Source organism: Desulfosporosinus fructosivorans (genome assembly GCF_004766045.1).
Taxonomy (GTDB): domain Bacteria; phylum Bacillota; class Desulfitobacteriia; order Desulfitobacteriales; family Desulfitobacteriaceae; genus Desulfosporosinus; species Desulfosporosinus fructosivorans.
Window position 1 is genome coordinate 45,036 of the sequence record NZ_SPQQ01000010.1, and the last position, 15,389, is coordinate 60,424.

Annotated in this window: 22 protein-coding genes; all 22 read right to left on the reverse strand. The window is 42.1% G+C overall.

What is annotated here, in order from left to right:
• Positions 1 to 46 precede the first annotated feature (46 nt).
• The 22 genes from E4K67_RS22310 to E4K67_RS22405 all read right to left on the reverse strand — a co-directional run bounded on the left by E4K67_RS22310 (position 47) and on the right by E4K67_RS22405 (position 15,372).
• Positions 47 to 370, reverse strand: coding sequence for a hypothetical protein (locus E4K67_RS22310; protein ID WP_135550785.1), 324 nt, complete (start codon positions 368 to 370; stop codon positions 47 to 49).
• A 20-nt stretch (positions 371 to 390) separates the two neighbouring features.
• Entirely contained in the window at positions 391 to 1,098 is a 708-nt protein-coding gene (locus tag E4K67_RS22315; RefSeq protein WP_135550787.1) for a hypothetical protein, read from the reverse strand.
• 21 nt (positions 1,099 to 1,119) lie between these two features.
• Positions 1,120 to 1,773 (reverse strand): hypothetical protein, encoded by a 654-nt coding sequence (locus E4K67_RS22320; RefSeq protein ID WP_135550789.1) that lies wholly within the window; start codon positions 1,771 to 1,773, stop codon positions 1,120 to 1,122.
• A 408-nt stretch (positions 1,774 to 2,181) separates the two neighbouring features.
• On the reverse strand, positions 2,182 to 2,601 hold the full coding sequence (locus E4K67_RS22325) for a hypothetical protein (RefSeq protein ID WP_135550791.1): 420 nt from the start codon (positions 2,599 to 2,601) through the stop codon (positions 2,182 to 2,184).
• Positions 2,602 to 2,646: 45 nt separating this feature from the next.
• Positions 2,647 to 3,396 (reverse strand): N-acetylmuramoyl-L-alanine amidase, encoded by a 750-nt coding sequence (locus E4K67_RS22330; protein ID WP_135550793.1) that lies wholly within the window; start codon positions 3,394 to 3,396, stop codon positions 2,647 to 2,649.
• Between the two features lie 12 nt (positions 3,397 to 3,408).
• The gene (locus tag E4K67_RS22335) at positions 3,409 to 4,446 is read right to left on the reverse strand and encodes a S8/S53 family peptidase (protein ID WP_135550795.1); all 1,038 of its coding nucleotides are present in this window, start codon (positions 4,444 to 4,446) and stop codon (positions 3,409 to 3,411) included.
• A gap of 15 nt (positions 4,447 to 4,461) precedes the next feature.
• Positions 4,462 to 4,713, reverse strand: a complete 252-nt coding sequence (locus E4K67_RS22340; RefSeq protein WP_135550797.1) for a hemolysin XhlA family protein — start codon at positions 4,711 to 4,713, stop codon at positions 4,462 to 4,464.
• A gap of 191 nt (positions 4,714 to 4,904) precedes the next feature.
• Positions 4,905 to 5,072: a hypothetical protein gene (locus E4K67_RS29885; RefSeq protein WP_158408548.1), complete on the reverse strand. Its 168-nt coding sequence runs from the start codon at positions 5,070 to 5,072 to the stop codon at positions 4,905 to 4,907.
• 39 nt (positions 5,073 to 5,111) lie between these two features.
• Entirely contained in the window at positions 5,112 to 5,273 is a 162-nt protein-coding gene (locus E4K67_RS29890) for a hypothetical protein (protein ID WP_158408549.1), read from the reverse strand.
• Positions 5,266 to 5,697, reverse strand: a complete 432-nt coding sequence (locus E4K67_RS22345) for a hypothetical protein (protein ID WP_135550799.1) — start codon at positions 5,695 to 5,697, stop codon at positions 5,266 to 5,268. The genes E4K67_RS29890 and E4K67_RS22345 overlap by 8 nt, the downstream gene beginning before the upstream one ends.
• Positions 5,698 to 5,801: 104 nt before the next feature.
• Positions 5,802 to 6,881, reverse strand: a complete 1,080-nt coding sequence (locus E4K67_RS22350) for a hypothetical protein (protein WP_135550801.1) — start codon at positions 6,879 to 6,881, stop codon at positions 5,802 to 5,804.
• Positions 6,882 to 6,899: 18 nt separating this feature from the next.
• Positions 6,900 to 9,047, reverse strand: coding sequence for a right-handed parallel beta-helix repeat-containing protein (locus E4K67_RS22355; RefSeq protein WP_135550803.1), 2,148 nt, complete (start codon positions 9,045 to 9,047; stop codon positions 6,900 to 6,902).
• 1 nt (position 9,048) lies between these two features.
• Positions 9,049 to 9,468, reverse strand: coding sequence for a hypothetical protein (locus E4K67_RS22360; RefSeq protein ID WP_135550805.1), 420 nt, complete (start codon positions 9,466 to 9,468; stop codon positions 9,049 to 9,051).
• Between the two features lie 70 nt (positions 9,469 to 9,538).
• Positions 9,539 to 9,694, reverse strand: coding sequence for an XkdX family protein (locus tag E4K67_RS22365; RefSeq protein ID WP_135550807.1), 156 nt, complete (start codon positions 9,692 to 9,694; stop codon positions 9,539 to 9,541).
• Position 9,695: 1 nt separating this feature from the next.
• Positions 9,696 to 9,983, reverse strand: a complete 288-nt coding sequence (locus tag E4K67_RS22370; RefSeq protein ID WP_135550809.1) for a hypothetical protein — start codon at positions 9,981 to 9,983, stop codon at positions 9,696 to 9,698.
• A gap of 13 nt (positions 9,984 to 9,996) precedes the next feature.
• Complete coding sequence (locus E4K67_RS22375; RefSeq protein ID WP_135550810.1) at positions 9,997 to 10,779, reverse strand: hypothetical protein; 783 nt, start codon at positions 10,777 to 10,779, stop codon at positions 9,997 to 9,999.
• 12 nt (positions 10,780 to 10,791) lie between these two features.
• Positions 10,792 to 11,403: a baseplate wedge 1 family protein gene (locus E4K67_RS22380; RefSeq protein ID WP_135550812.1), complete on the reverse strand. Its 612-nt coding sequence runs from the start codon at positions 11,401 to 11,403 to the stop codon at positions 10,792 to 10,794.
• A gap of 9 nt (positions 11,404 to 11,412) precedes the next feature.
• Positions 11,413 to 12,588: a baseplate J/gp47 family protein gene (locus E4K67_RS22385; RefSeq protein WP_135550814.1), complete on the reverse strand. Its 1,176-nt coding sequence runs from the start codon at positions 12,586 to 12,588 to the stop codon at positions 11,413 to 11,415.
• Positions 12,589 to 12,954 (reverse strand): contractile injection system sheath initiator, encoded by a 366-nt coding sequence (locus E4K67_RS22390; protein ID WP_135550816.1) that lies wholly within the window; start codon positions 12,952 to 12,954, stop codon positions 12,589 to 12,591.
• 16 nt (positions 12,955 to 12,970) lie between these two features.
• Positions 12,971 to 13,570 (reverse strand): Gp138 family membrane-puncturing spike protein, encoded by a 600-nt coding sequence (locus E4K67_RS22395; protein ID WP_243454585.1) that lies wholly within the window; start codon positions 13,568 to 13,570, stop codon positions 12,971 to 12,973.
• A gap of 13 nt (positions 13,571 to 13,583) precedes the next feature.
• Positions 13,584 to 15,041, reverse strand: coding sequence for a glycoside hydrolase family 73 protein (locus E4K67_RS22400; RefSeq protein ID WP_158408550.1), 1,458 nt, complete (start codon positions 15,039 to 15,041; stop codon positions 13,584 to 13,586).
• Positions 15,034 to 15,372, reverse strand: a complete 339-nt coding sequence (locus tag E4K67_RS22405; protein WP_135550820.1) for a phage baseplate plug family protein — start codon at positions 15,370 to 15,372, stop codon at positions 15,034 to 15,036. The genes E4K67_RS22400 and E4K67_RS22405 overlap by 8 nt, the downstream gene beginning before the upstream one ends.
• Positions 15,373 to 15,389: the final 17 nt, after the last annotated feature.

The window sequence follows — 15,389 nt, forward strand, 5'->3', positions numbered from 1 at the left end:
TTTCTGAGTAAACAGATCCCCGACGCGTACTGGGGTATCCTAATTACTAAATAGTTCCTTTAAAGTATCCTACCATATATATGCACAATAAAAAGAAGGTGCACAAAAGCATTACAAACTGGAGCTTACTACCTTTTGGCAAGGTAATCTGATCAATCGCTTTATTCGGATTACTGCGACTTATAATAGCATAGGCAACCCAATCCATTATTCGTTTTAAAATATCTTTTACAAAATCACCAATAATATAAAATATTAAAATTAATCCAAAAAATGCATTCAATAAACCAATGAGGCTACCGAATTCTAACGTAGCAAAAATTATTGCCATGGATGATAGGCTCTCGATAGGATGTATTATGATCTCCACAAGAAACCCCCAATTATTTATTAATAAACTACAAAACCAAATATCATAGTTATTAGAAGGAATACTGAGCCAAACATCCCTAGTATTGAAGTATTTGGGTTTATTATAGTTATATTTTTAAACTTCCACATACAATAAGTACCGAAAAACAACGCTACAAAACCTACTAAGAAAAGGCCAATGCCTAGCATCTTAGTAGTTAATGCAGAAATAAAACCGATAATTATACACATGATCCCAATCCCCATTATTGTTGAGAAGGGTTTTGAATTAGTTATTTCCATAATCATTTCACCCTTTTCAGCTAATTCCGCTGTTATAGATCCATTAAGACTCATTGCAGTAGAAAGCTTTTGTGTTAAATCATATGCTTCCATTTGGTATTTTGATACCAATAATTGCAGTTGCTGATTTTCTTTTTTTAAAATATTTGTGTTATTTGTATTACTAATAAGGTGAAGACTAGGCTGGATACTTTGTGATAGACCTTCTATACCGGTTAAATGAATTATTGTGCCGTTATTATAAGAATCGTCAAGAGGTTGCAAGTATAAAGACGAAGCATGATCCCCCAATATATCTGCGATCTGTTCAAATTTCAACTTGGTAATTAAAGCCGTTGAATAATCTTCCTTTGAGGAAATAACTTTAGAATAATCCTCAGTTAAATCAAACTCCTGGCTCCTATTCCGTGCTAAGGCTGCTGTCCCATTAATGTAACCAAACATTGGGCTCCCCCTATATCCATTTTATATCAAAAAGTTATCCTTTGCAAAACCAAAGAAAATCTCAAACTTTGTTATTTGTGCTAGTATTACTTCTTCTAACTCTTTCGTCGACATTTTTTGTTTAGACTTAACGTTAAAACCAAGATAGAATTTCGATAAGTCGCCTAAAAATGGTTCTATCTTGGCATCAAGAAGGAATTTATCGTTATCGTCAATAAATCTAAGACCTACGCCCACTAAGTTGGGAAACATAGTTTCGAATGCTTTTTTATTTAGAGTAGTAAACTTTTGGCTAGACTTAATTGCCGCAGCTCTTTTCCCCTTTTCAAGGCTATCAACAAGTCCACCAAAATCAATTTCTATTGAATCAACGATATTATCTATAGTAAACGCGTTCGTAATGGCATTGTAAAGCTCAATATACTCAGGAATCGAGCCACTTAAATTTTTTAAGATGTCTTCTGAGTCTATATTTATATTTATTTGTCCAGACCCCACAACTATAGCGGATTTTTTAACAGGATTTATATAAGCGTATATCCCTAACGCTATCATTTGCTTTTGAGAATATTTTGCCATTAGTAGTTCATCAAGCAAGACTAGTCTTTTTTCACTTATTGAACCTAGATTCAAATTTGCATTAAGTTTACAAGAAACAATTTTCAGATCCATCATTAATTCCTCCTAAAAACAGCAGTACTATTATTACAAAGTATTATTTTTAAATAGTATCTCATACTTCTTGTACTATTTATGTCGAATACTGCCGGTATGTAAAATAAATTCTCTGTGGGATAAATTAGGAGAAGCTCCTATAAACGCAAAAAAGCCTCCTCCAATTAAGGAGAGAGGCCTTCGTTATATGCAGGGAATCCCTCTCCAGCACTTCACTAGGAGGGAAAGGCATGAGAAGTTGGTCTATATTTCAACCGTAAACGTACGTGGTCTTGCTATACATTGATCATACTCCCTATTTGTTGTCTCTCGATTAACTTTATGTAAAGAATGTGTTAAACCCGTATAACGCAAAAAAAGGTCTCCCTCCAATCAAGGAGAGAGGCCTTTTGTTGTGTCAAAAGTATATTAAACTTGAGCTGCTTGTGCTGTTGGATCGCTATCAGTCGAAGTCGTAGGTTGTGGCGTAATGATTGGCGGACTGACATCTACTACTTGTGCCTTATAAATAATTGGCTCATAGTCTTCAAGTGTGCTTACCGTAAGTTGAGTTGTTGGTTGACTAATATTGTGTGCCCCTGCTGCGGTGATCGCCACAAGGAACGAGTTAAGCACGGCAAGCCCGATCGCCTCAACTGTAAAATTGCCAGACACAAACAAGGTAAATAGTTGGATCGCCAACGCAAATACCACAGCCAAGAGCCGGATCCACCAGTCACCTAGATATTTCTGCATCGGCTCCTTGAAAAATTGCACTAATAGAAAGGTCACGGCCACGAGTCCAGCATAGCTTCCTAGATAACTTGTTGTAAATAAATCTGACGGCATGTTAATTCCTCCTCATTTTAAATTGGCAAGCGCTTGCTAATTTGCTTACCCTAAATACTTCTTAACAGCTGCAGCAGTATCGTACTTGTCGTTCCCGGATAGCAAAACCTCGTTCGGGTGCCCCACCGTTGCCCCGCCGATCACGAATAACTTCTCAGCGCTCTTAGCATCCTTCGGTACGGACCGATCCTCTCCCCGCACAAATACTGCGCAATTGCCATTCTTGACAGACACATCGGCCCCCGCCCAAAAATCATCCTTGGTATTTAACAAAACTGCTACACCCAACACGTCATCCTCCCCTTTCAAATCTTTAGATAGTCGATCCCAAGGAAATCCTGCACCTGGACAATTTGACTTATTAACCGAGTCAATCCGGTAATGGCCAATGATATTATCCCGAGTCACCGGGATCCCCAGCGTCTCGATCAGCCACCGATGCAGAGCAAGAGTCGCTTGATACTGCTTTTCGGGCATTACGTCCCCACTTTCGCCCTCGTGCTCAATGCTGACCGTATAATGGTTCGGATTCACGCCGGACTTCAACAGTGACCAATCAGGCTTATTAGCGACACCGTTTGCCCATGCTGGATATCTCAAATCGACGTACTGGTGAATATCACCGTTCTTCCCTACTCCGAAATGTGAACTAACTCCACTTGACGGATTGGAAAACCACGAGTCAGTACCGATTAGTGTCCCGGCCATGATGTGGTCTACGATGGCAATCATTTTATAACCCTTTGGATCACTGTAGTTTGGCGATCCGATCCACTTAATGTTTGGCTTATCCATGGTTTTCTCCTTTCAGTATTGAGCGATGTAGGTGTCAACTTCCTCGTTCTCAAGTAAATTATTCTGCTGATTTACGGCGTTTCCCTCTACTCCAAACGCTCCGAATTGCAGGGAATGGACTAAGTATGTCGTGATCCCCTTAGCTCTGAGTGCGTCAGCCTTGGCCTGTGCTTCATCTTGCTTGAGGTAGGGAGTACTTAATACGTGATATAGTTTTTTAGGCTCTGCGGTCAATGGTGGGACCTCCTTTACCTCTGGGATGGTGACCGGTACAGTTTCCGGCATTACGAGCAGGCCGTACCCGCTCCGTATGTCATAACCCTTTGTTAAAATGTCCAGGGCCACGCCATGCGCGAAGGCTTCTACCTCTGCGGGGGTCATGTCGGGTAGACCCGCGTCTTCTAGGTACTCTGCATAAACATGTAGCATAGCCGTAACAGTAGGAGACGAAAAGCTTGTACCGTCTACGGGCCATACATACCCATCTTCGCGCTGAATGTAGACTCCACTAGGCACAACGACATCTAGGCCCTCTCCCTCGTTGCTGTAGCCCGCTATGCCGTTGCCGTCTCTGGTGGCTGACCCCACAGCAATAAAATTAGGCGCCGTATATCTAGCTGGGTAGCTTATCCATTCCTCGCTGTCGTCGTTTCCGGATGCGCAAACTAGTATTAGACCTAGGGCAGCGTAGCGTAAAAAATCTGGAGTCTCCATGCCACGTAAACCAGCTTGACTGACATTAATAAACTTAATCTTAAGTCTGTCTTTATTGGCCTTGACCCACTCAAATACGGCGTCTTTGTTTCGGGTACTGTCAAGGTAGTAGATATGGGCGTCGGGAGCGAATTCGTGGATTACCTGAGCAACGTTTGACGCGTGTCCAGATTCGGTAGCGGTGCCGAAAACGTCCGTAAGGTATGGTTGCATGCCAGCTCTTGGCTTACCCTCTGGCCCGTCTAGAATAACTATATTACCCTTACCCCTGTATCCTGCATCATGCCACGGTTTTACCCGAAGTAGTTTCCGGACGGCATCATTTTGTGGTAGCATTCATTCCACCTCCTCCTACTTAAAAACCACTACCGCTCCGACAGCGGCAACAATCATGGATCCTGCAACCGTGCGCCAGAGCCACGTGTTGGCTGCTTCCAGCTTATCAATGCGATGAGTGTTTGACTTAGATCTAGCCTCTGTCTCTGTGGCTTTTTCCTCCACGTTGCAGGTCCGATCCCTGAGATCGTTTTGATTGTCGAGCTTAGTCTCGACTCTAACTAAACGTTCGCGTATGTCAATCAGGACTTCTTGTGGGTCTGCCAACTCGCCCACCCCTTTCCACCTCTTATCGTTTGCTACCTGTAAACGCCCGGGGTGCCCTACTTCGCGGTCACCTCTCCGCTTTTCAGACTTAGATTCCCGGGCATAAAAAAGACACCTCTTGTTTCAAGGTGCTTGATGTTCGATTTAGTTTAGCAAAGGTTATTTGTGTCGGATCTGCTGTCTACTACGACTTAAATCACCTCGTATTCATCGTAACTGTAAGTTACGGAAGCGTCATTGCTGGTTAATTTCATCTCTTCAATAAACTCAATTGCCCCATCTTCTTGATTAAAAACTTTAACGATATCAGTATCACTGTACTCTTGCTTAATTACTATATAGACATTTACCTTAGGCATCTAAATTATTCTCCTTTAATAGTTCAATACCTTTCATTACTAGCTATTAATAATGTGTTTTTCTCCGCATTCACATGTGAAATTATAGTTTGTTAGTTTAATGACTTTTAGCATTTTTTTATCGCCACTATAGATAACCTTCCCACATTTACAGACATACTCTAAGGTATCGCCATTTTCTCTCCACCCATCTTTAGGCATCCAAACCATACTCCTTTGCTAGTTTTATATTGTCATATCCCTCATCTTTAGGGTTCGTGATTTCTCCGCTCCCTTTAATTACTGTACCTAATACTAAAAGATTGCCCTCGATAATTGAAATTTGCGCTAAGGTTGATAGGGATGTCTGAATGTTGGTGATACCATATTTCAAAAGTAGTAATTTTAATTCTTCACAAAAATCTTGCATTTCAGTACCGCATACGCCGTCAATGTGGCACCCGTATATAGTGTCATTCTCTTTTGCTAAATCAAAGGGTGTCATATTACCTCCCTCCTCTTCTATGAATGATTTCATCTTGGCATTAACCCAAGTTGATGTTTGGATACCTTTTTTCTCAGCAATCTCGCTGAAACATTTATATACTACTGGGTCGAGAGTTATGTTTTGACGTTTCATTACCATATAATCACTTCCTTGAGATAATCATATAACCAGTGTGTATTAATGTCAACTAATACACACTGGTGCTCATGATTGGTAGAACTAAACCAAAACTCTTTCTCGTTCTAGTACTCAACAATCCCATTATTGCCACAGTTCCCCAGCACCTCATAGTTACTAACTGTAGCAGTTTCAATCCCAACAGGTTGCGCAGTATTATAGCCATCTCCAAAGCTGTTACCCATAATAGAAATGCTCTCAGCCTGTTTAATATTTATACAGTGCTTAACAAAGGGGTTGGATGGATTCTTCTTGAATAGGTTGCTGTTCAGGGTTATATTTTTGCTTTTAGTCACACCGTCCATAAGCCCCTCTATGTGAATAACATCTGCTCCGGGGTCTAAATACCCAGCGTTGCTGAAGATATTAGATGTGACCACCAAATCAAACACAGATCCGCTAACATAAATTGAACCTTTTAACCCCTGCTCAAATATATTGCCTTCAAATAACATGGCTCTAGCACCATCTGGCATGTAAACATTATACTCAGGAGTACCGCCATCAAAGTGGTTGCCTATAAATCTGCCGATAGCCCCTTGTATTTTCATATTAGCCCCAAGTGAGCCTACATTGTTGAAGCAAAACCAAGAGTCAGTTACTCTCCATCCCCAGCATACGCTAATCTCGGAGCTGTCTTGAAAATTACAGTGTTCTATCCTATTAAGCAACCCTGAGTTATCTCCGGCGAAATCATCATAGTTGAGTTTCAGATTAAATTTTGAGTTCTTTGTATCAACATGCCTTATGGTAGAATGTGTTACAGAGAGGTGAAGTGCTGTACCACCAGATACAAAATTATTGTTTTCTCTATCCATGTCAATAGATAAATCAGATAGATTAAACCACTCTATATATTCGGTATTTTCAAAAGCGTTTATATCCGCAACAGCTTTAAATAGAGTGGATTCACCAGAACCTTCAATATTTATTTTTGACTTAGGACGTACAGGAGTTTGTAAATTAATTGTTCCGTCTAGAAATTGTAATTTCCCTCCATTTTGTAACATGTCCATTATATTATTAATATCATCTGAGTCGTTAATGCCCTTTAACACAACTCTAGCTGTATTTTTTTGCAAAGAATTAAATGGTGCTATAGTAATAGCACCACTAGAACGCAGAAGTAACGAAGATAAACTCATCTCTTCCCCCCTCCCTTATTAAGTTGTTTGGTAAGGCATAGCCGTTAACCCTACATTTAGCATTGCTCCCCAAACCGTTAGATCTAGCCCCGAAACACCCAAATCTCTGACAATATATAAACCGATACTAGTGCACCCGGCTGGAGTAGTAAATGGAACTCCAATTCTGGTTAATGTCGACTCATTTAATTGACTTAAGTATGAAGTCGCTCCAATAATATCTGCTCCGTTAGTATTGTCGTACACACTATATTTTGCTTCTGCACTTGAATTACTTAGTGCGTAAAAACTAAAAGTATAATCGGTTTCTGCTAATACTGTAATAACTTGCCTAAACGCTTGATAGGCCGATGGCGAAGTTAATTGATCGGCTGTCATAGTCCCATTTAACCCTAACGCTATATTTGGAGTTACCACAACATCCGAAGAAAACCATACTTCTGCATTATTAAAATTCTCACTGCTAAGAAGAAGATTATTATTTGCTGGATAATCTAAGACTCCCGTTGGATCAGACACTAACTCTTCGATAGGGGTTGTCATTTTATAATCCGAGGCGGTCGATCCTTGGTTTAACTGAACGCCCCACATAAATAGGTCTATCAAGTCTCCAGCATCACGAACTGGAAAAATATATAGTTTGGTGCAGCCTTCTGGGGTAGTAAAGGTTTCATATATCCTCACAAACCCATCAAGTCTCAATTTATGTCTGTAGGATGTCGGGGGAATAATGTCTACACCATTGCTTAAGTCATGCACGCTATATTTTGCAGCCGAACTTCCATTATCTCTAACATAAAAGCTAAATGTGTATTCTGTATTGGGTAGGACTTTTACAGTTTGTCTAATCGCTTGATAGGGGATGCTTGAGACTAATCTGTCTGCTGTTTTCTTACCGTCTGGCGACAGTACAGCGTTTTTAGTAACTGTAATATCAATGTTTGACCAATAAACCAAATTGTCTAGTTGCTCGCTGTAAGTTATCAGATTAGTAAACACTGGTTCATCGAACCCTATGGGGGCTACCCGCGATAGCATGTTATTGGTTGCTTGAGTATTTTCTCCGACAATCTTAATTGGAGTTGGTTGTGAATACCCATTTAGAAATAGGTTATTTGATATCATGTTGTCGTCACAGTTTTCACACTCTGAAATGCAATACCCATAACCAACATCACCAGCATTGGGGTTAATGGTAAAGTTGTTATTTGCGATGATGTTTCCGTATCCTCCACTCAGCGGCTCTTTACGCATACCCCTAAACGCGATACTATCTCTGTGCCCGTCATTTGTTGCCCCCGGTCTTCCGCCAAAACGATTATTCGCGATAGTACAACCCCAAGCAGTTCCCCCAAATATAATATTTTCGCCTATTCCTCCTTCGAACATATTATTGGAAAACATAAGTCCACCAACAAAATTTGCGACAATATCAACCGTATTATAGGCAAAGTGATTATCAAAAAGTTGGATGTTAAAGGCGTTGAGCAAAATCCCGCAAGCATCCCAATTATACTTAACATCTTCGAATTCGGCATTTCCTCCAATACTACAACCTATCATAGTAGTATCTCCGCCTAAAACAGCGCCTATATGATGATTGTTTTTGATAAAACAGTCTCTCAGGTACCCACCATAATTGCCAACACCGTCTAAGCGCATACCTCCATAGCAATTATCCACAATAACTTGATACATCAAATATTCCTGAGGTTTTATGCGGATTCCATAATGCTCCTCACCTTGATTTTGAGAATAGTTACCATTGATCTGAAAATGCTTAAGAATCGGGCAATACAACACATCATCAGGATGGCCGTATAGATCATAATTTTCGCTTCTCATAACGTCTTTGTTTGAACCGCTTTGTAATATGAATCTGGTATTGTACCCTGAACCCTCCAAATAAAGCATATTCTTAAGCATAACCGGCTCAGAGACATTAATATCTCCATCTAGCATCAATACCTTCGGGACTAATCGTTGATTCCACTGAGCGTTTGGGTTTCCACATAACTCTTCGATGATATTATTCAACTCAACTTGATCATCTGTGCCAGGAAGTACATACCGTGCCTCTGATTTTCTCAGGCAATTGTAAGGAGCGATAGTAATTATGCCATTCCTGGATCCTGAGGAACCTCCACCTATAGGGAAAAATCCCATATCACCTCACCCCCACAATTTGGACAACTGAAGCTACACTAGAAATAACATGGATAACTGTACCTTGCACCTCTGCCGTATAACCCATAGCAGCGGGGATAAGTATGCTTGTGGCCCCATTAACGGTTGGCACGGCATCAACTCTATAATAAATATCTCCTGGGCCTATGTTTAGGATGTCAAACTTTTTGCATAAAGCTGAGAATGTAAAAAGTGTATCTGTGTTTGCTACTAAAGTTTTACGGATAGGCTCATTGGCTAATCCAAAAAACAATGACGTTGGCAGAGGATTCGTTGCGGATACCGGCAAATAAATACCCGCTTTTAAAATGTACTGCTCAGTTGGTATCGCTAGATTACCCTCAGAGTCTAGGTTCCCTATGTAGGGAATTCCACTATTAATGGGAATTGGTAATTTCATATTGACCCACCTTTCTTGGTCAGTGAAGGCATAAAAATAACGCCAATCAAGGCGTTCTGCTGAGATTTATTTAAGCTACGTAGACTTCTCCTGTGATCTCGAAATATTGTTCAGGAGTGACCTTTACTGCTACTACTCCATCGGCAACCATTTCTTTTGACCAAAGTCTTTCGCCAGCTCTGTTAAACGTATCGTAAAACTTCTTAATTCGATCAAACCATACCATTTTATATACCTCCCATCATTAGTTCGTACCATAGCGAGGCGTTGTCGGCTTGGAGTAGTTCGAGAGGTGTCGGTACAGGATCCGGCGCAGGAGGACGTCCTGTTGGTGTGATGTCGATTAGATTTCCTTTGGAGTCAAGGATAAAATCGAAGTAAGGTTGTACTAATAAGATTTTTTTTCCGAGCTCACTAGCATCATCTACTACAAAAACGCCTGTTTCTCCTGCCCAGTTTACATTCGGTTTGTCGTTTCTTGTTAAAACGGATATTGGGTTTTTAAAAATTATCACACTGTCACCCCTTTTACTTAAAGGCTATATAATTGTAAACAGTTCCAGATCTATTCGTAGCCATATAGTTCCACCACGAATTGCTTGATCCGCTTGAGGTATCTTCCTCGTTGTAATAAACATAAAAACTGTTTCCGTTTATGTTTACTAAAAGATCATTACATGGCGTTAACACGCTACCACCATTAGGGTAACTTTGTGTGACACCACTTCTTACAGGGCTACCTGGCAGAGCTAGACCACCCTCATAACTTGCCGACCAGTAGTTGTTATCCCCCGCTCCACCTCTTTGAGAGCAGACGTAAACAGCACTAGGCGCAAAGCCTAAAGGAATAGACCTTGAACTAGCTCCGTTCCCAGTATATGTTCCGGTTACATAGGATTTTTGCACCGGATTACCATAAGCATCAAGTGTTCCAACTCCTCCCGCTGCGCCTTTTTGAGCTGCCGGGATTGCACCTGTTTGTGAAGCCGTTACAACATGAGGGTTATCAGTCTTAGAGGCGTGGACGTTAACTTTATTCTGTGCTCCTACCGGAGTTTCAAACGAACTCTGAATAACCGACACCAACGCGGCTAAATCTCCATCGCTTACCACAGCACCCTGATTAGCCATCACTTGGGCAATAGCTGCAACCATAATTGAGGTCTGTCTAAACAACTTATTATGCATCTTAGTCTTCGCAATACCGGCCGTTAATCCATTCACCCTTTGTGTTTCCGCTAAATAGTCTCCATCGGTCTGGGCATCCAAGAAATTTTCATTAAAAACCTTAAAATTACTGTTTCCAGGCATTAGGACACCTCCTTAAAAATACTGCGCCCAGTATCCATCTTCATAACCCTTAAAATCATCAGTATCAAGTCCATACGAGAAAAACGGATCACCAAGATAAATATAATTCACTGCCACGCCCTCAGGCCTCGGAATAATATAACCATTCGTCATTAAGTCTTTTTGCATTTGAGATGATAGACCGGATACCGAGACATCCATCGTCATGTTTTGATTATCCTTTACCGTAATATAAGCACCCTTAAAGAGAATGCTCCACATTTCATAGAGGCTAGGCAACGTACCGTCCCACATATTTTGTAATATTTTAGACCTAAGCACCAATCTGTAAACGTCATCGTCGAGTACTGGGCTAGGGTTGTTGTAGTAGGTGACCCCTGTAACTCCAAGGCTATAGAACGTGGTTGGCTGAAACGTCACCGCTCTTTCAACACCTAATATTTCGCCTAATGTATCGAGCTGAACTCCAATCGCTAGGTCAATGTCAAAGTAATAATTAAAGCTTTTTGCCAGTGATACTACATCGTCAAGTATGCCTAGTGGAGCAGATAGCCATGCTGCAAACTTAGGCTTATTCTGATGCTGTGAAGTAACTAGATTAAGATACCTTTGTATGTCAGCCATGGCTTCCTCCTATGTCACGTTAATAGTTAGGTACGAACTATTCCCCCGCACCACTTCGTCAAACCCTATCGTGATATCCGCTGTCCCCTGAGTTAGGCCGTGCTTCGCCAGCGTTAGGGAGGTTATCGAGAACGTAGGCTTACTCAGGCTCTGCATAGCCGACAAAGAGCTCCCCCAAAGGGAAGATGCAGGAAGGTCATCACCTATCGATAAACTGTCTAAATAGTTCACGAGTGCCGTTTTTATTAAGGATGTGGTTGCTGAGGTATATCCCGTTAATTGCTTAACATTTACTACCACATCGATATCAACATAACTTGGTCTGTAAAATCCAATTGGTACAATCTGACCAAACTGATCTGTAATATTTACGACAGTCGTGCCGTTCGCAAGACATCCTGGTCCTTTTTTAAGGAAGATTGCCTGAGCTATGTCGGCATCAGATCCGCCTTCGACGACTGCCGTTATGCTATGAGGGGGAAGACCATCTGTATCAACGTCATTTGTGGGGTTCTCGTAGACAATAAATCGAGTGACTCCGCTGACTGCTGCAATAGCGCCCTTGGTACCCTCTAATACTGTTCTACTTGGTTGTGATGTGCTTATAGACTGTCTTCCTTTTAGCTGTGAGTCTGTTTCTGCATTCACACCTTGCACAGCTGCGAGGGCGTTTGTTGCTAAGGACCACCCATATGTTGGTGTTGCGATAGCGTCTATATCTCCGGCATTCGCGGCGATAGGACCTGCTGTTTGACAAGTAACTTGGGCATCTACTGTCCCTGCTGTTCCGATCACAACACTAGGAGGAAGGTTCCAGTAGTAATTTTGTTTATCTTGCACGACACCGTTATTAATGACTGTACCGGGCGTTCCAGATAGTGTTTCAGTCGCTACAGAATACCCAGATCCGTTCCTCTTAATCCCATTGAGCTTAACAAGTATATCAAGGCCAGAACCAATAGCAGTTCCCGGTCCTCGGCTATCATAGACAAGCTTAATTGCTTGTAATGTATCGCTCATTTTTAATGCAAACGTAGAAATATACTGATAATCTTGACTGTCTGTTCCAAGGTAAATGTCTTGTCCATAGATGGCTCTAGCCTGTTGGATCTGTTCTTCCATGATATCTTGATAGGTCGGGCAGTGGAGTCCCGTAGCATCAATATATGGCGCGAAGTATGCCATCTAAAAGGTCACCCCCGTTACCGTTACCGTCTGTCCAGTGTTTGTTAATACTGTGCAATTCTCTACGTTGTATCTTCGGTTTGCGTATGAACTCTGGAAGCTCTGAATCTGTGAAACACCTTGGGTGCTTAGAATTCGATCCTTAATAAGTAAGTCTGTAGAGGTTAAATGCTCTTGAGTTCCAGACTGTCCCAAGATATTTTGAAACAACGGAAGCCCGTCACCCGTATCTTCCCACCACTCGCCACGTAAGAGCAGGAGGCTTGTCTTTATGGCCTGTGCGACTGCATCCTCATCTGCGAGAAAGTCCTGCATACTCTTACCAAAGGAGTAGTCCCCGTTAGCGTCGAGTGTACGATATTTAATTTAAACCACCCCCTCCTCAACTAGGACCGCTAGTCAATCCTGCTGGCAATCCTGCCGGAGCCATGTGCACATGATTACTGAAATTAACGCCATTAATCTTCACTGTATTCGACACGATATCAATCTCATTGTCTTTGATATCGATAAGTGATGAGCCATTCTCTGATCTTAGCTGGGCTGAGGTCGTGCTGTAGTCCGCTAATCGACGAGGTTGACTCCATGTCCCAAGGATAGCGAAACCGTCGCTCAGGTCATGTCTGCGTTTCTCCGCCTGAACCTGCACTCCACCCTGTGACCACCATGCATCCATGCACATATCAGAAAAAATTACTAGGCACTCATCACCTGGCTTTACGGGCATCGTTAAAGCAAATCCACCGGCCCTTGGGATAGAGATCGGAACATCGAGTAGTAAGGGTAGGTTTACTATGCTCACGTTTCCTTCCCCATCAACGATTCTCTCTTTTATTGATGGTTGGACAGTTACGGTCTGCTCAACAGGATCAAAGCTTTGAACTATCCCGGGCATTGCTACCCTCAAATCAGTTCCCCATTTTTCTCCCATGCGTTGGTAAAATTCAAACTCGCTCTTGATTCTCTCCGCGACTGTTCTCACGTTATCACCTCACTTACCACGCTGATTGCGTCCCGTTTGCTACCATGGCCGGAAGCTTACCGGCTTGCGTTACTGTTTCAACTTCTGTATACCAGTCATTACCACGCGTATCTCCAATGGTTGTGATCTGTATCACGCGATAAATACCATCAGGATCTAACGCATAAACCTGTTGCCCCTGCTCAAATTGTTGGGCCCGAACTAGGGTATTGTCCACATGGACTAACATGTTACATTTAATTCGAGGATTTAAGAGGCATCGAATAGTAATCCCATAATCTGACTGATTCGGAATGTCTACTAAGCCTGATGCCGCAGATAAATCTATAATTTCGCCCTCTGGAATATCATCCGCCTTAACGATGTTTACTTTCCCGCCATCGATATACGCCGTTGCGTTTTCGGATTGAGCTATTTGCCGAATATAGTCTCGTGTAAGTCCAAAAATCACCTTTCCACGCGTTAGCTTAGATGTCGACAGTGAATCAGATATACTGCCCAGCTCCGAGGGTATCGACGCTTTGCTTGCGCAACCTTCAATGACATTACGAGAGTTCTGCCCTCTGACCATGGAGAAATTTAAGGTACTGTAGCTCATCCACCTATCAGCATCGGCGGCGACAAGCGTTAATGTGTACGTCGTTCCATCCTCTTTACCCCGGATCGCTTGCACAACATCTCCGTCAAAGATTAGACCATACTGACTTCCTTCGTACCCAGCTTCAACCGTTACGCGGAAACCTTCTTCAATCAGTATGTTCTCAGACTTCGGTGAAAGGTTATAGATCACGATACTAGAAAACTGAGGCTCCAGTTGCATCGACTTAACACAATTAAACGTGATCCTTAGTTGTGATACATCGAGTGCCTTTTCTCCGTCAAGACTACTAACAATGATTCGGTATCGTCTACCCCAAAGGACATCGAGTGATGTCCATGTGCTGTTCGGGATTATGCCGTATTGTGTTTCCGGAACCGCCAATTCGTTGCTCATTAGGCCGAAAGAATCAATTGTCCTGCCCGTGTAGCTTCCAATATCGTATTTTGTTAGGTTATTGGCTTCTATCGTAGAGATGAGAGCGTTGGCATAACCCTGATCCGTCGCATACCCATCAGACTGCAGGTTATTCGCAACTGAAACGTAATCAGTGTTCCCGATAATATTTGCATACCGAGAATTATTCGCAAGAAAGAAGCCATGGTCCGTCATTGAATCGGACCATGACAGATAGCGTCTATAGTATCCACCGTCATCTGTGGCGTAAGAACCTTGAACTATGGACATTCCATGAGGTTTAGCCCCAGACATTTTTATTCCGAAGAGGTTTTTATCGTAGTTAGCGCAATATGAGGTACCCCAACCACTCTCTAAGATCGCCTGAGCTATGGTTATTGAGGGTAATACTCCATATAAGGAGTACCCCTGCTGGGCCCCTGCAACTAGACTCGATACGAATTCAGAACTACCCAATGGTATCCCCCCAAGCGAGTAAAAAATCAGTCCCTAGATTCGTCGAATCAGGACTATCCATTACGCTATTGCCAACGTTAACGATAGTGGCGCTCCCTAATCCGAGATACTTAAACTGACCTAATAAGTCCGCTGCTGGATAACCTCCCGTGAGCAAAGGGATATTGTCTAAGATTAAATTACTTGTGCTTGGGTCCGTTATTGACATAGTCCAATAGTTTGCCGCCGAATTGTAAGATATACCGAGTTTTAATTTTAAGTTTTTTCCGTCGACGGGGATTGTTGTCGTAAGTGACTGGTAGGGGGCAGATGTTAGCGGAATTATTTTCACAGATTATATGCACCTCC